Annotated in this window: 20 protein-coding genes and 3 pseudogenes; 7 read left to right on the top strand and 16 right to left on the bottom strand. The window is 35.6% G+C overall.

Features of this window, described 5'->3' with window-relative positions:
* Positions 1-10 precede the first annotated feature (10 nt).
* From JFU50_RS31660 to JFU50_RS28975, 5 genes and pseudogenes are all read right to left on the bottom strand, one after another.
* Positions 11-145: a hypothetical protein gene (locus JFU50_RS31660; RefSeq protein WP_274606936.1), complete on the bottom strand. Its 135-nt coding sequence runs from the start codon at positions 143-145 to the stop codon at positions 11-13.
* A gap of 174 nt (positions 146-319) precedes the next feature.
* Positions 320-826, bottom strand: a pseudogene (locus JFU50_RS28990) (NAD(P)-binding domain-containing protein); the annotation flags it as partial.
* A gap of 29 nt (positions 827-855) precedes the next feature.
* On the bottom strand, positions 856-2,376 hold the full coding sequence (gene zwf / locus JFU50_RS28985) for a glucose-6-phosphate dehydrogenase (protein ID WP_201183556.1): 1,521 nt from the start codon (positions 2,374-2,376) through the stop codon (positions 856-858).
* 928 nt (positions 2,377-3,304) lie between these two features.
* A pseudogene (locus JFU50_RS28980) lies at positions 3,305-4,157 on the bottom strand (YitT family protein).
* A 212-nt stretch (positions 4,158-4,369) separates the two neighbouring features.
* Entirely contained in the window at positions 4,370-4,735 is a 366-nt protein-coding gene (locus JFU50_RS28975) for a winged helix-turn-helix transcriptional regulator (protein ID WP_056519732.1), read from the bottom strand.
* Between the two features lie 222 nt (positions 4,736-4,957).
* On the opposite strand from JFU50_RS28975, the gene hxlA reads away from it, so the two are divergent.
* From hxlA to JFU50_RS28960, 3 genes are all read left to right on the top strand, one after another.
* The gene (hxlA, locus tag JFU50_RS28970) at positions 4,958-5,605 is read left to right on the top strand and encodes a 3-hexulose-6-phosphate synthase (RefSeq protein ID WP_048883203.1); all 648 of its coding nucleotides are present in this window, start codon (positions 4,958-4,960) and stop codon (positions 5,603-5,605) included.
* Between the two features lie 7 nt (positions 5,606-5,612).
* Positions 5,613-6,170: a 6-phospho-3-hexuloisomerase gene (hxlB, locus tag JFU50_RS28965; protein ID WP_201183562.1), complete on the top strand. Its 558-nt coding sequence runs from the start codon at positions 5,613-5,615 to the stop codon at positions 6,168-6,170.
* A 137-nt stretch (positions 6,171-6,307) separates the two neighbouring features.
* A complete protein-coding gene (locus JFU50_RS28960; protein WP_201183564.1) occupies positions 6,308-7,024 on the top strand; it encodes a 3-ketoacyl-ACP reductase in 717 nt (238 codons plus the stop codon).
* A 170-nt stretch (positions 7,025-7,194) separates the two neighbouring features.
* On the opposite strand, the gene JFU50_RS28955 is transcribed toward JFU50_RS28960, so the two are convergent.
* The gene (locus JFU50_RS28955) at positions 7,195-7,497 is read right to left on the bottom strand and encodes an IS3 family transposase (RefSeq protein WP_201183566.1); all 303 of its coding nucleotides are present in this window, start codon (positions 7,495-7,497) and stop codon (positions 7,195-7,197) included.
* Positions 7,498-7,647: 150 nt separating this feature from the next.
* Positions 7,648-7,815, bottom strand: a pseudogene (locus JFU50_RS28945) (NAD(P)-binding domain-containing protein); the annotation flags it as partial.
* A gap of 237 nt (positions 7,816-8,052) precedes the next feature.
* Between JFU50_RS28945 and JFU50_RS28940 the strand changes: the two are divergent.
* From JFU50_RS28940 to JFU50_RS28930, 3 genes are all read left to right on the top strand, one after another.
* Positions 8,053-8,481: a MarR family winged helix-turn-helix transcriptional regulator gene (locus tag JFU50_RS28940; RefSeq protein ID WP_201183568.1), complete on the top strand. Its 429-nt coding sequence runs from the start codon at positions 8,053-8,055 to the stop codon at positions 8,479-8,481.
* Positions 8,482-8,556: 75 nt separating this feature from the next.
* Positions 8,557-9,198, top strand: a complete 642-nt coding sequence (locus JFU50_RS28935; RefSeq protein ID WP_056529677.1) for a nitroreductase family protein — start codon at positions 8,557-8,559, stop codon at positions 9,196-9,198.
* A 102-nt stretch (positions 9,199-9,300) separates the two neighbouring features.
* Positions 9,301-9,594 carry a putative quinol monooxygenase gene (locus JFU50_RS28930; RefSeq protein WP_056529674.1) on the top strand — a complete coding sequence of 98 codons (294 nt, stop codon included), beginning with the start codon at positions 9,301-9,303 and terminating at the stop codon, positions 9,592-9,594.
* A gap of 210 nt (positions 9,595-9,804) precedes the next feature.
* Here JFU50_RS28930 and JFU50_RS28925 read toward each other — a convergent pair.
* From JFU50_RS28925 to JFU50_RS28915, 3 genes are all read right to left on the bottom strand, one after another.
* Positions 9,805-11,165 (bottom strand): IS3 family transposase gene (locus JFU50_RS28925; RefSeq protein WP_201225405.1). Its coding sequence is split into 2 segments (ribosomal slippage): positions 9,805-10,709 and positions 10,709-11,165, totalling 1,362 coding nucleotides; the frame shifts between segments, so codons are not numbered across the junction.
* Between the two features lie 153 nt (positions 11,166-11,318).
* Positions 11,319-11,780, bottom strand: a complete 462-nt coding sequence (locus JFU50_RS28920; RefSeq protein WP_201225404.1) for a hypothetical protein — start codon at positions 11,778-11,780, stop codon at positions 11,319-11,321.
* Between the two features lie 286 nt (positions 11,781-12,066).
* Positions 12,067-12,219: an aspartyl-phosphate phosphatase Spo0E family protein gene (locus JFU50_RS28915; protein ID WP_242485230.1), complete on the bottom strand. Its 153-nt coding sequence runs from the start codon at positions 12,217-12,219 to the stop codon at positions 12,067-12,069.
* 436 nt (positions 12,220-12,655) lie between these two features.
* On the opposite strand from JFU50_RS28915, the gene JFU50_RS28910 reads away from it, so the two are divergent.
* On the top strand, positions 12,656-13,891 hold the full coding sequence (locus JFU50_RS28910; protein ID WP_116821653.1) for an IS110 family transposase: 1,236 nt from the start codon (positions 12,656-12,658) through the stop codon (positions 13,889-13,891).
* Positions 13,892-14,474: 583 nt separating this feature from the next.
* On the opposite strand, the gene JFU50_RS28905 is transcribed toward JFU50_RS28910, so the two are convergent.
* From JFU50_RS28905 to JFU50_RS28880, 6 genes are all read right to left on the bottom strand, one after another.
* Positions 14,475-14,819 carry a DUF3992 domain-containing protein gene (locus tag JFU50_RS28905; RefSeq protein WP_397443461.1) on the bottom strand — a complete coding sequence of 115 codons (345 nt, stop codon included), beginning with the start codon at positions 14,817-14,819 and terminating at the stop codon, positions 14,475-14,477.
* A gap of 118 nt (positions 14,820-14,937) precedes the next feature.
* Entirely contained in the window at positions 14,938-15,432 is a 495-nt protein-coding gene (locus JFU50_RS28900; RefSeq protein WP_242489173.1) for a BclA C-terminal domain-containing protein, read from the bottom strand.
* A gap of 172 nt (positions 15,433-15,604) precedes the next feature.
* The gene (locus JFU50_RS28895) at positions 15,605-16,054 is read right to left on the bottom strand and encodes an S-Ena type endospore appendage (RefSeq protein ID WP_201225403.1); all 450 of its coding nucleotides are present in this window, start codon (positions 16,052-16,054) and stop codon (positions 15,605-15,607) included.
* Positions 16,055-16,347: 293 nt separating this feature from the next.
* Positions 16,348-17,088, bottom strand: a complete 741-nt coding sequence (map, locus tag JFU50_RS28890; RefSeq protein WP_201225402.1) for a type I methionyl aminopeptidase — start codon at positions 17,086-17,088, stop codon at positions 16,348-16,350.
* Between the two features lie 250 nt (positions 17,089-17,338).
* Positions 17,339-17,827, bottom strand: a complete 489-nt coding sequence (locus JFU50_RS28885) for a hypothetical protein (RefSeq protein WP_201225400.1) — start codon at positions 17,825-17,827, stop codon at positions 17,339-17,341.
* Between the two features lie 750 nt (positions 17,828-18,577).
* The gene (locus JFU50_RS28880; protein WP_201225398.1) at positions 18,578-19,210 is read right to left on the bottom strand and encodes a type 1 glutamine amidotransferase family protein; all 633 of its coding nucleotides are present in this window, start codon (positions 19,208-19,210) and stop codon (positions 18,578-18,580) included.
* Between the last annotated feature and the right edge of the window lie 1,053 nt (positions 19,211-20,263).

Genomic DNA, 20,263 nt, shown 5'->3' with positions numbered 1-20,263 from the left:
AGTTTGGATTTTATCGAGATAACCGGATTTTTTTTATCGATTGACCGCCAATAACAACCGTCGCTTTTTTCCCTTCAAGGGTTTTTAAAACTTCTAAGGATCCTTCTCCAAAATAAACATCTCTCGGAAAAGTAAATCGATTCATATGTGTAAATTCTCCTTTTCTGTGGTGAAATTAGCAACTTTAAGGTTCCCTTATCCATTTTTTTAAAATTGAGTACGTCATAAGTGTTTCCCATCATCTTAAATGTTACTAATGAACAAATTCAGGTTCTCCCTCAACAATGGTCCTTACTATATCTTCTGCTTCGATTTCGAGTAAGAAATGGCCGCTGCCTGCTGGACCAGCATATAAATATCCTTTTTCAACCGCTGTGTCTCGAAATATGGGTTCAACCATACTCCAAACTTCTGAATCCCCGCCGACCATGTAACAAGCTCCGTTACGCGCTCCTTCCATTCCCCCGGATGTACCAACATCCATAAAGCTTACACCAACTTGCTTTAGCTGGCCGTAGCGGCGAATGGAGTCCTTATAATGAGAATTACCAGCTTCGATTATGATATCGCCTTTACTCAAGTATGGAGTGATCTCATTTATAACTGAATCGACAACAGCGTGCGGAACCATGATCCAGATAATTCTAGGGCCGTCCAGGATTTTAATAAGTTCCTTAAAACTCGATGTTTCTATAGCACCGTACTTACTGATTTCTTCTACAGCATTAACATTTAAATCGAAGGCGGCTACTTCGTAGTTGTGGTCAATTAGATTTTTCCCTAAGTTTATCCCCATTTTCCCTAACCCGATTAATCCAACTTGCATCCTCTTGTCCTCCTGTACTATTCGTGTTGTTAACGTATTTTTAATACTTTTACTGATTGATCTTTTGAAATCATCTCATACTTAGACCCTTGGTATTCCCACCAATAAAACCCGTCCTCTTTTAAAAGTTCATCCGAAGCACCCGGCCCCATCGAACCTGAACGATACAAATGTAAGGGGACTGTGTTTTCCTCAAACGCTTCTAAAACTGGCTGCACCCAATTCCACGATAATTCCACTTCATTCCAGTGGGCAAAGAATGTCGAGTCACCGCGTAATGCATCAAAGATTAAGAGTTCATAAGCTTCGGGTATGTCTTTTGCTCCTGTTGAGAAGTCAATTGAAATAGGCTCAATTTTCCCGTTTTTTAGCGGATTCTTACTATTCAATTGTAACGATATCCCTTCATTGGGATTGATATTGACAATTAATAGATTTGGTTCCGTTTGTTGATCGGATCCATACAATTCCTTCACTGGATTTTTAAACTCTATGACGATACGAGTCGACTTTTCCTTCATTCTCTTTCCTGTACGGATATAGAAAGGAACTCCTCCCCAAAAATCATTATCAATCCATAAACGGGCGGCAACAAAAGTATCATTGACAGAGGAAGAATCAACCCCAGGTTCCTCCCTGTATCCAACCACTGGCTCATGATTCATTTCTCCGGCACTATATTGGCCACGGACAACTTGAGAACCGACATCCTCTTTCTGCAAAGGCCGCAATGATTCCATCACCTTTCTCTTTTCATTCCGGATATCTGCCGCACTTGTCGTTTTTGGTAAATGCATGGCCATCATCATCAACATTTGCAGCATATGATTCTGGAACATATCCCGGATGGCTCCGGCTTGATCATAGTAGCCCGCTCTATCTTCTACTCCAACCGTTTCACTAGCCGTTATTTGTATATTGGCTATGTGCTGATTATTCCATAAGGATTGAAGCACAGGATTGGTAAATGCCAATGCTTCGAGGTTTTGAACCATTGTTTTGCCAAGATAATGGTCTATCCGGTAAATTTCCTCTTCGCTAAAAGATTTGCGTAGCCTTTGATTTAAATCTTGGGCGGAAACCATATCATGCCCAAACGGCTTTTCAATAATCAGGCGTTTCCATCCATTGGTCGTTCCCAATCCGCTTTCTTTAATATTAGAGGCGATTACATCGAAAAACTCGGGTGCAACAGACAGATAGAATAATCGATTTTCAGGAATATTTAACTCCCGTTCACGCCTCTGAACCAAATTAAGCAGTTCTTGATACCCTTTCACATCCGTTACATCTAATTGGCTGTAACGAAACGCGTCGATAAATTCTTTTAATTTAGCTTTATCTTCGATAAAGCGTCTAGAAAATGTTCTTAATGAATGTTCTACATTTGTTTGAAATGTACCATCCGATAGTTCTCTCCTGCCTAACCCAATAATTGAAAATGACTGGGGCATCTTTTTATCTAAAAACAAATTAAAAAGAGCCGGATAAATTTTTCTTTTGGCCAAATCACCCGTTGCTCCAAACAAAACAAAGGTCATAGAATCCACTTTTCATTCCTCCATTTTTCAAAACACTTTGCAATAGAAAAGGTAGGTACCTACTCTAATACTCGATAATTGTTGGTTATGGTAACCATATAAGGCACATCAAATTTTTTACGATCTAAATGATTGCAGACTTTCGCTACCCTGCATCCGCTTTATACACTTGATTATTTCACCCAACTTGCACCATGAAAATGAATTTCCGGAAATGGTCATAGCCACATTGAGGACATTATTAATCATTTGTAGTGATCGTTAAACATCTTTCGCAAACTTTTCGATGTTTTGCTTTTTTCCTTACCCTCTTCGTTTCATTCCTTTCTGCATTCATTAATAGACGATCTATCTTGAATAATGCGTATAACTTCCACCTAACAACTGTATTGGATGTTGTTACAGTTGAGAAAGATTAGATTTATCTTAAGTCCGATCTTATTTTCAAAATATAAAGGAGAATTCTTCATTCCCCTGTTAAAAGGCCTAATGGTATAAGTCCCTTTTCATCTTAACAATTGCCGCTTAAAAAAGATTGGTTGCTGCATTGATGTTAGTATAATATCTACAACAAATAATTAAAAGTACGCACTTTTTTATTATATAATGTTTAAAAATATACTTAGTATACTTTTATATACCATATGGGGTTGTGAGATTTTCAATTAGAGGATTTAAAATAAAAAGATCTTCGTTATTTACGAAGATCTTTCAAAATTGCCTTGGAGTCATTATTTAAATAATAGTTTTATCGACTCATGATAAATAATGGAATATCCTTGGGTTCACGACTCTTTGTAATGTTTTGCTTACTGCTGACTCTTTGCCCTTGTCGTTTGCACAGTCATTTATCAAAGCTTTGCGAATTGGTTTATAACGGGCGATATACACATGTATCAACATGAGGCTAATTAATATAAGCAAATATTAAGCTTTATTATTTAGAAGGATTTGCTTTCGGTAGTATAAGCGACCTATCTATACCAGATGTTTCACAAACATAGGACGCCTCCATAATAGCTGATGGATCTGCTGCTAAAACGACACTTTTTAAATTGGAAAAAAGAAACCTGTTTGTAATACAATAAATAACCTTCTTTCTTTCCCTTAAAAAAACCGCCTTCTCCATATAAAAATGTGATGTTGATATTTAAATGACTGATAATGCTATCTCCAACTTCATCAGGTTTTTCTGAAATGATCATGACAGATTTCCCATGATTTAATCCATCTAAAACATAATTAATCATTTTCGTCACTATATAAAAAACAGCCAGAGAAAGCATGGCCTGTTCCAATGTATAGACAACCGCCGCAATCGTAAATATGAAAGCATTTACGACAAATAAAAATGAGGCAATCGGAAATCGATAGTGTTGGTTAAACCAAATCGACAGCATTTCAGTGCCATCTATTGCACCGCCAAATTTTACAACGATTCCTATCCCAACTCCTAAGATTACCCCACCGTATTAAACAATTAATACTTCAGATTTAGTAATAGGAGGAATCGATTTAAATAGTACTAAACCAACGGTAGTAATAATATTTGCATATAGAGTTCTAATGACAAAGGTTTTACCCACTTCTTTAGCTGTAAAAATTAAGATAGGAATATTTAAGCCCAAAAATACAACATAAATCGGGATTCCCCATAAAGCATTGGCCATAATCGATAACGCTGTTACACCACCATCTACTAGCCCGTTTGGTGCTAACATCGTTTCTAATCCCATAGCAACGATTGACGCCCCCAAAGTTAAAAAAACATACTCAACAATTTTTTTCATCATCTCACCTGAAAATATGTATTATTCTTGATTCCTTACTATAAAACAGTACAGCTAAAATCCTTTACAACACAGGAATATTATTTACCTTTTTCCAGAATGTACTCCTTTATTTCCTTTATGAACTGGATCATTGCAAATAAAAAGACCACAAGTCTTGACTTATTAAAAGTCTACTTGTGGTTTTTAATCCCCTCTTTTTAGAATGATTGCTATTTAATAGACGCACTTTTATTGGCAGGAGTATCCATCACATTCTCCATATAGTTTTTACCCCATTCATACATGGAATCGAGTATTGGCATTAAGCTTTTTCCTTGTTCGGTCAATGAATATTCTACTTTTGGAGGAACAACAGGATAGACTTTTCGTTCAACAATGAGGTCTTCTTCTAGCTCGCGTAATTGGTTAACAAGCATTCGTTGAGTAATGCCCGGCATAAGAGCCTTCAGCTCACCAAATCGCTTCGTTCCCTCTTTTCCTAAATGCCACAAAATCAGCATTTTCCATTTACCGCCAATAACATAAAGCGTTAATTCTTTTTCACAGTTAAACATTTTGTCCTGCATACGTGACATTTGTTTCACCTCCATTTCTATATAGAATAACACATAGTATACTTTTTAACACTATGTAAAAATAAAGTGCGTACTTTCATACTTTTAATATACACATTATACTAACACTGTACCATTGTTAACAAGAGCATTGGTTACAGTTGCCAGGAGCAACGAAAGTGAACAATGGGCATTATTACTACTGTGCAACAAACTTAATAAATTATGAGGAGTGAAACATAGATGGAATTACAATTAGCATTAGATTTAGTCAACATTCCAGAAGCAATCGAATTGGTAAAAGAAGTAGAGGAGCATATTGATATCGTAGAAATCGGAACACCGGTTGTGATCAACGAAGGTCTCCATGCTGTAAAGGCAGTAAAAGAAGCATTCCCTAACTTAAAAGTATTAGCAGACCTGAAAATTATGGATGCTGCTGGATATGAAGTGATGAAAGCTTCCGAAGCAGGTGCTGATATCATCACTATTCTTGGAACGGCTGAAGATATGTCGATTAAAGGTGCTGTAGAAGAAGCGAAAAAACAGGGTAAAAAAGTCCTTGTCGATATGATTGCGGTAAAAGACCTTGCTGGACGTGCTAAAGAAGTGGATACTATGGGCGTGGATTATATTTGTGTTCACACGGGCTACGATCTTCAAGCAGTCGGAAAAAATTCTTTTGAAGATCTACAAACCATCAAAAGTGTGGTTAAAAATGCTAAAACGGCCATCGCAGGCGGCATTAAATTAGAAACACTTCCAGAAGTCATTAAAGTAAATCCAGACCTTGTCATTGTAGGCGGCGGGATTACTGGACAAGCTGATAAAAAAGCTGCTGCTGCCAAAATGCAACAAATGATCAAAGAACAAACGGTTACAGCAGGTTAATCCTAAGATGCAGACGACTCAATATTTAGCAGAAATCTTAAAAGAGCTTAATCATTCAGCTGACTTAATCGCAGATGAAGAAGCTGAAAAACTCGTCAACGGGATACTTGAATCGAAAAAGGTTTTTGTCGCCGGTGCAGGCAGATCAGGATTCATGGCCAAATCCTTCGCCATGCGGATGATGCATATGGGAATTGATTCTTATGTAATCGGTGAAACTGTAACTCCCAACTTTGAAAAAGAGGATATCTTAATCATCGGATCCGGATCCGGGGAAACAAAAAGCTTAGTCTCCATGGCTGAAAAAGCAAAAAGCATTGGTGGTAAAATTGCAACTGTCACGATTTTCCCTGATTCCACTATTGGACAGTTAGCAGATATCACCATTAAATTGCCTGGATCCCCGAAAGACCAATCAGAGGGCGATTATAAAACCATCCAACCAATGGGCTCATTATTTGAGCAGACCCTTTTACTTTTTTATGATGCCGTCATCTTGAGATTCATGGAGAAAAAGGGATTAGATACCAATAAGATGTATGGCAGACATGCCAATCTTGAATAAAACATAGTCCTAAGAATGTAATAACCAAAAGACCGCAAACATACTAAAGAAACTTTGCGGTTCTTTGGTTAGTCTTTAAAACATTATTTTGTTATTATTAACAATTATTCTAAAATTTTTTAATAAGGAATGATAGCATGATTTCATTAAAAGGAAAAACTGCTTTAATTACTGGGGCAGGCAGAGGAATCGGGCGTGCTACTGCGATTGCTTTAGCAAAAGAAGGAGTTCATTTAGGATTGATTGGATTAACGATGTCAAATCTTGAAAAGGTAACCGCGGAACTAGAGCAATATGATGTGAACGTTTCAGCAGCAACAGCAGATGTAGCCGATCTTGAAGCAGTTCATCAAGCTGTTGAACACATCAAATCAGACCTAGGTTCTATTGATATTTTAGTCAACAATGCAGGTATAGCTAAATTTGGCGGTTTTCTTGATTTAACTCCTGAAGAATGGGAAAACATCATCCGAGTAAACTTGATGGGTGTATATAATGTAACAAGAGCCGTTTTACCTGATATGATTGAAAGAAAATCAGGAGATATTGTGAATATGTCCTCAACTGCGGGCCAAAAAGGAGCACCTGTTACAAGTGCTTACAGCGCTTCTAAATTTGCTGTTTTAGGACTAACGGAATCACTCATGCTAGAGGTAAGAAAGCATAATATCCGTGTAACGGCTTTAACACCAAGTACAGTTGCAACTGATTTGGCCATTGAAACCAATCTTATTAGTGGAAATCCTGAAAATGTTATGCAATCAGAGGATTTAGCAGAGCTGCTTGTAGCCGGGTTAAAACTTCATCCAAGAGTCCTAGTAAAGACTTCAGGATTATGGTCAACTAATCCTTAATTTGAGAAGTGATCGACTCTTCTTGTCTATATTGGATAAGAAGTAGGAACCTAGTTGTAAAGTGTACCCTTTGTAAAGGACATTTTTAAAAAAAGGATTAGGCAGCCTAAAGAAGATGATCTCTGTTGTGGAGTGACCCCTGTCAAATAGACAGAAATAAAAAAGACCAATTAAGCAACCTGAGTTCTATATTGATATGGACTCAGGTTGTTTAATTTTTTCTGGAAGCGATGATGGTTATAGAATCGAATATACATACTTACAGCACCTCGAACCTCTTCAGAGGTACCGAAGGAGTTCATATAGAAACACTCCGATTTAAAGTGGCTGAAGAAATTCTCCATACAAGCGTTATCCCAGCAGTTTCCCTTTCTTGACATACTGGATTGCATTTTATATTTTTTCAAATAGGTTATTGTATTGGTGGGAAGTGTTTTGAATGCTTTATCAAACGTTCCTTTAATATTACCCATAGAAAAATCCCCTCCATATATAGACAGATTAATGTGCTTTCTTTTTTCTGTCTACTAAAAGGGGATCATATCATTGTACAGGGGTCATCTTTTCTAATACTTCAAATCCTTCTCCAATCGAAGCCATCATTCCGTATTCAATTCCATTGTGGATTGAACAAGATCTTGTAAGCTAGATGTACCTTCAGCCCCGTATTTCTTTATTTCTTCAACAGCATTTGTATTTAGATCAAATGCTACTACATCATGTTTATGGTCAATTAAGTTCTTTCCTAAGTTTAGCCCCATTTTTCCTAATCCAATTAATCCGACCTTCATCATTAATCCTCCTTGAGTATTTCACCTATAGCGTAATGGATTCAAAGTATAATCATAATCTTTCTTTTATCACCATCTATAACCATCCTCTTCCAATAATTGATGAGCAGCTTCTGGTTAAGCAAAAGTTGCAGTACTAAAATACTTGCTTTATTATTTAGGGTATAGTATATTAATTGACACATCAACTATTGAGCTATCAATTATTTTGTCTAACGTATGAAAAGAGGGTGTTTCTTGACGAATTCATGTTCTAATGAATCTTTTATTTTATATATAATGAACTGCCTTAACAAACAGATAAGTTCAAAATTTGAAAGTTGTACGGGCATTAGTCAATCAAGACATGATATCTTATATCAGCTTTATAAAGTTGATGAAATTAGTCAAACAGCACTTCAAAAAGAGGTTAACATTGACAGTGCAGCGATTACCCGGCATTTAAAACAACTTGAAGCGACTGGAATGATTTTAAGACGCAAAGATCCGGAGGATAATCGATTTACTCTTGTCTGTCTTTCAGATCATGGTCGCAAACAGATTATTCTCTACCAAGCTGAAAAGGCTCGTTTTGTCACTTTGATGCTTAAAGATTTCAAAGAAGAAGAACGTCAAGAGTTAACAGATATGCTGACACGCATTCAAAAAAATATAAGCCAAGTCTAACACTTGATTCGTTACAATTTGAAATGAGAATAACTATAAATTAAACTACTAAAGTTAAAAAGAGGAGACTATCTTATGACTACTACAGCACAATTAACAAATGATTTCAAAGAAATTGTCACTGGACGCCGCTCCATAAAAAATTACGACAAATCCGTAAAAATCAGTAGGGAAGAAATGGAGGAAATACTTACCTTAGCGACACTTGCTCCTTCTTCAGTTAATATGCAACCATGGCGTTTCCTTGTAATTGATAGTCCTGAGGGAAAAGCAACACTTGCACCTCTTGCTCGCTTTAACCAAAATCAAGTCGAAACATCTTCCGCAGTAATTGCCGTATTTGGTGATATGAACAATTTTGATAACGGCGAAGAAATCTACGGTAAAGCTGTAGATTTAGGGCTTATGCCTTTAGAAGTAAAAGAAAACATATTAGCCTCATTTGCTGGATATTTCGAAAAAATCACTAGTGAAGAGATGAAAGAGGTCGTTCTAGTTGATGGTGGTCTTGTATCCATGCAACTAATGCTTGCGGCTCGTGCTTATGGCTATGATACAAATCCAATCGGGGGCTATGAAAAAGACCAGATTGCAGAAGCTTTTGGATTAGATAAAGATCGATACGTACCAGTTATGCTAATTTCAATCGGTAAAGCAGCAGATAATGGCCATCAATCAGTTCGTCTTCCAATTGATAAAGTCGCACAATGGAAGTAATGTAATAAAGAATCCATTCATTAAATTTCAATCGAGTATGTTATTTTTACTTTAATTATATATTAAGTTTATTATGCTTAACAAAAGAGAGGATGACGTTTAATGATTATCATTCATGCCGTATTCAATATTAATCCAGCAAAACAAGATGCATTTCTAGAGGAGATTCAACCGCTAATCGTAGCTTCAAGAGCGGAAAGTGGAAATGTTTCTTACACTCTTCACAAAGCTACAGAAAAAGACAATGAATTTACAATGGTTGAAGTTTGGCAAGATCATCTGGCGGTTGCAAGCCATAATTCAAGTGAGCACTTCACCTCGTTTGTTGGTAAAGCTAAAGAATTCCTTTCTTCACCTTTAAATGTTAACGCATTTGAAGGACAACCATTAAAATAATGAGTTAAAATGTATGGGATTTCCTATATCCCATCTTATAAAACAAAGAGTTGCTGCTTCGGTAAAACAAGCTGCAACTCTTGTTTATTTCCATTCCATTTTCTCGGACATCACGCGCTTATTTGGCGTACATAATCTGTGTGACAATTAACCTAAAAAGTCGATCTCCTCTACGTGAACTGACCCCATAAAGTTAGACAGGTTATTTCGTTAGGCAGCCCGTTGGGCATGAGCTCGGTATTGTACCGGGCTCATGCCTTTTAATTTTGCCTTGATTCGTTTGTGATTATAGTATTCTATATATTTTGCTAGTTCTTGTTTAAAGTGTTCCACACTTTCAAATTCTTTTAGATAAAGAAGTTCCGATTTCATGATACCAAAGAAATTTTCCATAACAGCGTTATCGTAACAATTCCCTTTGCGAGACATACTTTGCGTAATGCCACGTTCCCTAAGGGCATTACGGTATTGCTTCATTTGATAATGCCAGCCTTGATCTGAATGAATAAGGAGAGTATCGTCGTCTGTTAAACGTTCAAAAGCTTGATCCAACATCGTTGAAATGAGTGAGTAGGTTGGTCTTGAACCGATTGTATACGTAATGATTTCTCCATTAAATAAGTCCAATATCGGCGATAAATATAGCTTTTCTCCAAATAATTTAAACTCTGTAATATCCGTAACCCATTTCTCATTTGGTTTTTCAGCTTTGAAATTGCGATCTAAAATATTTAGTGCAATCTTACCCACAGTTCCTTTGTAAGAGCGATATTTTTTCATACGGACAAGACATTTTAGTCCTAGTTCTTTCATGATACGCTGTATCTTTTTGTGGTTTACTTTGTGTCCGCGATTTCTAAGTTCATCACGAATACGACGGTAACCAAACCGACCTTCATGTTCATCGAAAACAGATTTAATCAATACTTTCAGTTCTGCATCTGGATCAGGACGACCGAAGTTTTTCACCCAATAGTAATACGTGCTACGCGGAATGTCTGCGAGCTGTATAAGTGCTTTCACCGGGAATGTATTCCTTAATTCATAGACTACTTGTGCTTTGTCTTGTTTGGTGATTTTTCCTTGTTTTGAACTAAGGCATTCAACTTTTTTAAATAGGCATTCTCCATACGTAAACGTTCATTCTCCGCCTGTAAAGCCTCTATTGATCCTTCATCGGGTACTAGAGTATTTGATGTCTTATTATTTCTATTTTTCATGGATGGATGCCCCTTTTTCTTTGATTGTAGGGCATCAAATCCTTCTGATTCATAAGCAACTTTCCATTTTCGAAGCGTTTCATAAGATGGAATATTAAAAATCGCCGCTGTTTCCCTGATAGACGTCCCGTGTTCGTTCATATAATTGAGTACATCTAGTTTAAACTGTGCGGGGTAGGCTGTATAGCGTTTTTCAAAAGCATCCTCACCAAAAAGTGCAAATTGTTTAATCCACTGATGGAGTAAACTCGGATGAACACCAATAGATTTAGCAATTGTTTGTCCTCCCTCATTACCATCTATATATTGTCTTACTGCCTGTATTTTTTCTTCTGAAGAAAATCTCGTCATAAAAAACTGCACCTCCAATTGTTAGTTGTGTCTAACAATTGGGGTGCAGTTCAACGTTAAGGAATCGACTTTTTTCTATAAAGACTTATTGTAGAGTTGACACAAACTGTGCGGTAAAAAAGGGCACCCAAGTATCCCGGCCCTTCATTTCTCTTATTTAGTAGGCGTGAAAGTAAACGTCTCCTTGTATTTTCTGCCCTGAACTTCTTTGCTGTGTGGTTTTCCGTGCCAACTTATTTCAAATTGAAGTTCATTGGATTTAACCGATATAGGGAAATTTGAAAATTCAAAGGCTTGTCCCTTTTTAAATTTCTCATATTGATGGTCGTTAATACTTAATCCGTATTTTGTTTCAGTATTTGGTTCATTCCTGTAAGTATTAAATTCAACTTTATCTAGCTCTTTACCAATATTGGTGATAACAACGTTATATGATTTAAACACATTCTTATTAGTTTTTTTCGTCTCTTTACCCTTTTTTATTTCGATTTTCCATTGATCAGTTTGCTTTATGACAGGAGTTTTAAATAGCTCGTCTGACGCTGCTGCTGCATTTGAAGATACTACAGTGGCTATAAAGCTAAAGATGATTAATGTAGTTATTAATTTTTTCAATATTGTTACCTCCTGTTGTTGTATTAAATCAATTTTAATTAGTTTTCCTAAAAACTAAAAAAACACAACATTCTTATTTCACAGTTCGAATATGAAATGAAGTAAAGAGCAAGGCCGGCTGGTGGAGATGCATGTGGTGACTAATTTGCCTTGCTCGTAATAATATATTGACCTTAAAGGGATCATGTTACACATCAGATACAAACTGCGACATAAAGGGGAGATGAAAATGTTAATTCGTTCGATAAAGATCATTGATTGCGGGGTTTGGTAAATCTTTAAGTATTTAATAATTACTTATTAGGGATTGCTTAAGAATCAACTTGTCTAGCTTTTCACTATATTTAAGTGTTTCCTGATGATTTAGACCTTTCTTAACACCAGTTTCTATAAGTAATTTTCTTAGGTTCTTTATATTTAATTCTAAATCCCTATACATTTTTATTTCGCACATTTTGAATACTCCTTTTTAGGTAACTAATTTCTATTTTAGGATTATATTACAATTGTGTAATTATTAAAATGTTTTCTCTTGAACTTGTTAATAAATAGGGAAAAAGACATGAAATTATCCTGCAATACGTCACAGTTCGAATACACTACGGTTATGCAACTATCCTGCCCCTTTCGTATTATAAAGGTCAGCCAGTTATTTCTGGTTGAACAATTTTTATATCGATATATGATAACGGTAGCCGGGGTAGAACGTTCCTGCCCGTGGGGCTTGGACCCCGTCAACTAAACAGTTCGCCCCCTACTTGCTTAAACATGATTTGGCTGGTTGGGACCAAGATCTCGTATAACAAGCGAAGCTATGATACTGCAAGAAGGATTAGGGGTTACCGGCAATATTATGTTTTTGGAGGAGATAAAAAATGAATCCAGTGGTTGGTCTGGATGTAGCTAAAGGTGAAAGTCAGGTTCAAGCGTTCTTGGATAAAAAGAAGCCTTATAAAAGAAGTTTTAAAGTAGCACATACCATTGAAGGACTAGAGAGCTTACACCAATATCTTAGAGAGATAGAAAACGTAACAGGAATTCGACCTCCGGTCGTTTTAGAGTCTACTGGGCATTATCATACGCCCGTTGTACAGTATTTTGAGGAGAGAGGTTACTTATTAATTATCGTTAACCCACTCATTTCTTATCGTGCGAAGAGCTCTAGTTTACGGAAAGTAAAGACAGATTTAATCGATGCACGTCACCTCTGCGAGCTGTACTATAAAGAGGATTTAGAGCCTTATAAAAAACGAGGGATACAACTCTTAAATCTTCGTAATCTTTCAAGACAACATGCAAATATAACAGGTATCTATGTACAAACAAAACTACAGTTTCAGGCTGTTCTTGATCAAGTATTTCCTGAATATAGAGGGGTTTTTGGAGATTTGTATTCGGTTGTTTCTTTGCTTACTCTATTAGAATTCCCTACTTCTGAAGACATATCAGCAGTCGATGAAGAAACTGTAGCAAATAGGATTAATGAACTTTGTCCAAGTCGTTCTAGAAAGTGGGCGAATACACAGGCAGAGAAACTTATGGCTGCCTCAGCTCGAAATCCTTTTCAGAGAACTTTATATCAGAGTCACATTTTAAGCCTAGAGATGTATATAAAAATGCTTCTAGAATACCAAAAGCACTTATCCAAATTTGAAGAAGAGATAAATGCTTTGGCAAAAGAAATTGAAGAATATAAGATTATCCAATCCATCCCTGGTATCGGTGAAAAAATCGCTACAACGATTATTTCTGAAATTGGAGAGATTGATCGGTTTAATCACCCTAAAAAACTAGTGGCATTTGCCGGAATTGATCCAAGTATCTTTGAATCAGGTAAATTTAAAGGCTCAGTAAATCGGATTACCAAAAGAGGTTCTGGTAGACTACGACATGCCTTATATATGGCAGTTCGTTGTGCCATTCGTGATTGTCGCAAGAAGAAAACGACAGATGAAATCATCCCTCGGAACAAGAGATTACGAGAGTTCTATGATAAGAAACGTGAAGAAGGAAAGCCCTTTAAAGTAGCTGTGATAGCATGTGCCAATAAGCTTCTACAATGGATTTATGCACTATTACAAAATAACTCGACTTTCCAAGATCTAACCTAGTTTAAAAGTATAACTAAATAGCACAAAACTTTCCAAATATAGTTCATTGGAAGGTTATTTAGCATGCACAAATTTAGTATAGCATGAAATATTTTAAGTTTTCATTGAAAAATGTTGACTAACTATTAGCTGGTTTAGTTCATTAAGGGTACTTTTTCACTTCAACTTTGAATGTATGATTATGATTCAAAGTTTAGTAATTTCAATATTATTAACATGGGTTATTTAAAGAATTAATTTTCAGAATTCCAAATAGGATATAGTATTTAATACGGGCCTTCATTGATTATGAAGGCCCGTATTAATGGGATAGAAAAGTGATATTTCACTTTAAACCTATAGTTTACATAAATCGATCACATCTGGCTGCTTGTATACTGAGATCCACCTTCATCCATAAAAACGAAAGGCCCTCCATAAGTCGAGTCCTTTTTCTTGTGCTTGAATCTGACCTTTAAATTCAGGCACTCTAGCTTCTTTTTACCCTAAAATATAGAACTGTTTTTCAAGGTCCTTTCTTCCAGAAACACCTTCTTTTTTCAACAATGGTATGACACTTTTTATAATTTTTTCTAAATTCCAATTAAAATTTATAATTTAAGGAAAATGAAACTCTGATACTTGCTGTTCCTGTACCTGATCCGATGAGTCCAATCGAATTTATATTGTTCATAGTAATAGATTTGACTTGACCTGCTGTGACTATAAATCCACCAACTGGAGTTCCATTTACAGAGAGAGCAGCCGTTGGTGAAGCTCCGATAATTCCGTTGTTTTCTACTACAATTGTTCCATTTATAATAAAAGGGGTAGCATCATTCCAAAGCTCTAAAGCTACCCCAGCTGTATTACTTAAATCAACAGTAAAACACACTGCATCATTTACACTCCCTAATAGACCATTACAACAATTCCCGAATTGCATCAATATTAATCTCCCTCCTAATTTATATTTAGAATAAATTCAGTGCCATATAATGTTGATAATATCTGTTTTTTGTTATTTAAGAGTTCAAAAGTGTATTAGTACTTCAAATATTATCCCTTTACTCTACTCTAATAATTGTTAGGGATGCACCTGTTGATCCTCCTGCTGATAAGAGAGTAGCTACTAAGAGTATACTGCTAGATAATTGCAATGAAATTGTGTCACCAGCAGTTAGGTTTACAATGACATCATTATTAAAGGTTGAAACGCTTATAACTGGTCTTAATATAGAACCTGGAATTGGAGTAGTACCATTTAGTAAAATTCTTGAACCAGCTCCTAGTCCGAGTGCAGCTGTTGTATTAATTTGATAGGTAATGTAGTAACGGCCGGTTACTGGGACAGTGAAAATGGTGTTTGCACCATTAGTTACAAAACTATCTAAGTTTTGATTATTGGGAAGGGGAATACTGGTAGCGCCTCCGAGAGCTACCGAAATCACAGTACCTACTGTATTAGAGGCAAACATAGAATTAGCAGTTACACTTGGCCCTTGAATTTCTCCTGAACAACATTTTCCCAGTGGCCCACAAAAATTAAGGTTGTTCGTCAACTTTTGTTCTCTCCTTTGTTAATAAAAAGTACAAACCCTTTTTATAAGGTATTCTTCTTTTTAGGATAGGAAACTTTGTATTTTTTCACTTTCGTTAGAACGTATGATTATTAAAATGATCTTACATTTAAAAGGCCGCCAATTGGCGGCTTTTTATGGCGCTAACACACCGTTAGTTGAAGAAGAATTTTTTGTCGCGAAAAGGAAAACATATTTCCAAACAGTATGTCCCATCAACTGTTCCTTCTCCTTCATGAGATACAATTATAGAAACAGCATCTTCTACAGTTGCCGAAAGTGAGTTTCCTTTTGGGATATTAAGTACAACAGGAATTTTCCCCATACGAATCACAACAACTCGAAGGGAAACTGAACTAGAGGAGCTATTGAAAAAGGATGCAGTGACAATCGTTTTTTCATCCAATCCTTTTTTCCAAATGTTCAAATCGCGAACATCATGATTTAAATGTATATTTCCACAAGTTTTTGTACAAACGATTTCAATATCGCAAAATGGTTTAGGAAAGCATTTATATTCAGGTGGACAGGGTGGTTTTGGGGGTTTCGGCTTCTTTTTTTCTTTTTTTTCACAATTACATTTCTTGTTCTTCTCTTTTCCCACAAAGGATTCCTCCTTTCTTTACAAAGGTGTTTGAGCTTGTTCACTCTATATTTAATTCTTTTTTTTAGAGAATGCTTGTACATCTGTGGAATTATAGTGAAATTAGCACAGTTATCAACTAGAAAGGACTATATTTTTCGATAAAGAGTTGAGTATTTTTTATTTAACTTGAATGTACGATAATATAAAGAATCGCACATTCAAAAGGCCGCCAATTGGCGGCCTTCTTATGGCGCTAACGCATCCGTTAGTAAGCGAACTCCATATATTTTTCTTTTTCGCGTATGTTTGAATTAAAGTGTGACAATAATTGGACCATTTTTAGTAAGGATAATCGTATGTTCCAATTGAGCTACATAGCTTTTTTCTGTGGCATAGGTCCAACCGTCTTCTTTTTGTAATGCTTCTTCTTCAAAGGTTGAGATAAATGGTTCGAATGCGATAACCATCCCTTCCTTTAATATTTCATTATCCCATGGATCATAATAATTACAAATATGGTCAGGTGCTTCGTGTATTCTACGTCCAACACCATGTCCTGTAAGGTTTTTGATAACAGTGAATCCATGCTGTCTCGCTGTTTCGAATACTGCTTTTCCGATTCTACTTTTTTTGGAACCGGGTTTTGCTTTCTTAAGACCTGCTTCAAATGCCTTTTTAGCAACGTCGCATATTTGGGTTAATACTGCTTCGCCTTCGCCTACTACAAACGAGATTCCTGTATCTGCGAAATAACCGTTTTTGGAACCAGAAACATCTATATTTACTAAATCTCCTTCATGAATAACCCGAGGACCCGGAATGCCATGTGCCACTTCTTCATTAACACTAATGCAAGTATAGCCAGGAAAATCATATTCACCTTTTGGGGCTGAAACTGCACCTGCTTTCTCTAAAAGCTCTCCGGCTATATCGTCAAGTTCTTTGGTCGTTATGCCAGGAATTGTTCTTTGTACCAATTCATCTCTAATGGAGGCAACAATTTTGCCAATTTCCTTCAAACCATTAAAATCTTCTTCTGTTTTTGCAACCATTTTTCTTCACCTCATTTTTTTTTCATAGACTCTGCAATTAATTCCTTCTATGCCATAACATCTGCCACCAGATTTTCTTAATCATAACATTCAAAAGCCTTGATTGTATCATACTTTTCCACTTGAATTTGAATGTATGATAATGCTAAGAATCATACGTTCAAAAGGCCGCCAATTGGCGGCCTTCTTATGGCGCTAACGCACCCGTTAGTTGAATAACTTTCGTATAAACCTCACTGAAATTGTGGTACTAATTTAAATAAGGAGAATTAAAATTCTCAACAAATAATCCAGAATCTTCAACCTTTTTACGGGCGTTAGGACAATCCTTATTTGCCCCAATGTACATATAGTAATCGTATCCGAAATGAACAAAAAAATCGTTTTTGTAACTTAACTTACACCAAATAACATTCCTTAAAGTTAACTTTGCTAACTCATTGATTTCTTGAGTAGTTACGCCTTTGCCCACCCACATTTTTGATAAAAAACCAGAAGCATTTTGATTCGCAACCTCGTCAGACCATATCTCTAAAGCGTTTAAATAAACCTTATTTAAACCCATCTCATCCATAAAAGTAGTAATTGCGTTTATATAATTTGATTCTGTTCTCAAATAATCTTCTTCAATTACTACTGTTTCCACCTCTGAAAAACAAGTCCATTCCTTGTCATCAAGATAATAACCTCTTTCATCTTTGTTTTTAGGATTATATTTTGTTATCTTCCAAGAAATCAATTGGTTACACACCTACTTTTTTATCTTTATTATAAGGGTATTGTATAGATTATGAGACAATTTCTTCTTAAACTAAACTGCCCCGATAGTTCCATAAGAAAGAGAGCTGCCAAAGCAACTTTTACTTTTCAAAAAGTATTCTACTGTATTTAAACGACCTTAAAGTAATGTAACCAGACAAAGGTAAATGGAATGGAGAGATAATAAATGTTTATTAAGCATCCTAAAATCATTACATACCTTATGACTCTTTTCTTAATAAGAATTGACAAAAATAGTCCAATAATCGGTAAAAAAATAACTGCTATTTGTATCGTTATATTAACAAAAGTGTGCATTCCCCAAGGACTAACATTCATCATCCCATTACTATGAATGAACAAAAAAGTTCCTGATAATATCCAAATCAAAATAGTAATTAATATATAAATTACATTTCTCATCTTTATCTCCCTTTAAATTCGAGTTCCTAATCTTCTTATAAAACTTTAACACATAATTCCATTTATTTGGTGTCATATTGAAAAGTCCTCTTGAACTATCCTGCCCCTTTAGTTCATTAAGCAAAAAGGCCACCAAATGGCAGCCCCGGTTCTCAACTAACGCACCTGATATTTTAAGTATAATCATTCACAATCTCTATTAACTTCTCTAAAATTTTTAAGTTATGTACAAAAACTATACTTTGACATCGCAAAAAGTATGGAGATTATTTCAAGTAAAATAAAACTGCCAAGTTGATTTTTAAACTCACTTATTTATTGAGTTCATTAGTTGGAAGAAGTATTCAAGTTTGTGAGTCTTATTTAGGTTATACCACGAATGTAATGTATCTGGTGCAAATACATCTAATTTTTTCAGTACTTCCATCGCAAATTCCAAAGGAGCTACTCCTGATGCAGTAACCAAATTTTCACCAGTTACTACAGGTTCCATCTCATAAAAATTTTCTCCTTTATAATTAGGACAGACCATTTTAATATACTCTAAGCTATTGCTTGTATGCTTTCTAGAATCTAGATATCCCATATTCGCTAGTCCCTCAGTTGCACCACAAATAGCAGCAACAATAGTGCCAAGCTTTAAAGCCTCGCCAATTTTTTTCAAGATAGGTTCATGAATAGCTTCTCCCCATGTATTCCCTCCAGGTAGAATTACAAGATCTTTACTATCAAAGTTACATTCATCAAGGGCAATATCTGGTTTTATACTCAGTCCCCCCATCGTAGTAATAATTTCTTTATTCGCTCCTACTGTAATTACTTTTAAAGGTGCTAAATCCTTTTTGAAATATCTTCCTGAATTTAGTTCAGCAATTAAATATCCATATTCCCAGTCTGACATTGTATTAAATACATATAGATAAACTTTTTTTATTTTCATCCACTAACACTCCAATCATAATTTTCATAGTTTATTTTTTCCACATCAAAAGCTACTCCATCAAAAAGAACGTACGTTCCTTTTAATGCGATTATATACCACAATTAACCAATTGTCTATTTCTTATTGAACTATCCTGCCCCGATAGTTCCATAAGAAAAAGCTGCCTTAAAGACAGCTCCGATCTTCAGCTAACGCACCCGTTAGTTAAATTAGAATAGTGGTATTTCAATTCCAATTTATGTTATTGAATTGAAGATATATAAACCTTCACCCAATATAAAAATAAGAATAAACACAATCCACTTTGTATAATACCAGCCCTTTATTCTATCAATAACCACCAAAAGAGTAATTATAATAATAAGAGATACAACCAATGCTGTCCATATGTTCCTATATTGGATAGGAAGTAATTCAGTTAATAGCAGATAAGAACCATAAAAAAACAAAATGCCTGGGGGCTCTTTTCTTTTATATGTTTCAGTTCTTTTGGGATATTCCTCCATTTATTCTTAGGCACCTCAACTATAATTCCTAAAGTGATAAAGTTCAATTAACTCATATTTTCTTCAACTCTTGCGCCTGTTAGTGGAACAAGGTACTTGCATTTAATCACTGTAATTTTATTATATCATCTTAATAAACATACTGCCCCGTTAGTTCCATAAGAAAAAACTGCCTTAAAGACAGCTCCAATCTTCAGCTAACGCACCCGTTAGTTCATTAAAGATTATTGTAGAGTTGACCCAAACTGCGAAGTATAATTTAAATTACGGGGTATTCCAAAAGAATGTTGTTACGATAGTTGGAATAATGACGATAATTAAAGGGAGGAATTAAAAAAGCTAGAATAAATTCTCTAAAAGCTAAATTATACAGAACATCAAATGCGATTAGGTGAAGATAGGAGATTTAATCATGTTAGTATGGTTGCTTCATATTTTGATATGTTTCATGGTGTTAGGAATAACATTTTTTGCACCACAAATGGTAGAAAATAAGAGTAGTACCCTAAGTTATCTTATTGCGATATCTGTACTATTAGGGGTT

It is taken from the genome of Peribacillus sp. TH14 (assembly GCF_016651145.1).
Classification (GTDB): Bacteria; Bacillota; Bacilli; order Bacillales; family DSM-1321; genus Peribacillus; species Peribacillus butanolivorans.
This window is presented reverse-complemented; position numbering and strand designations above follow the sequence as displayed.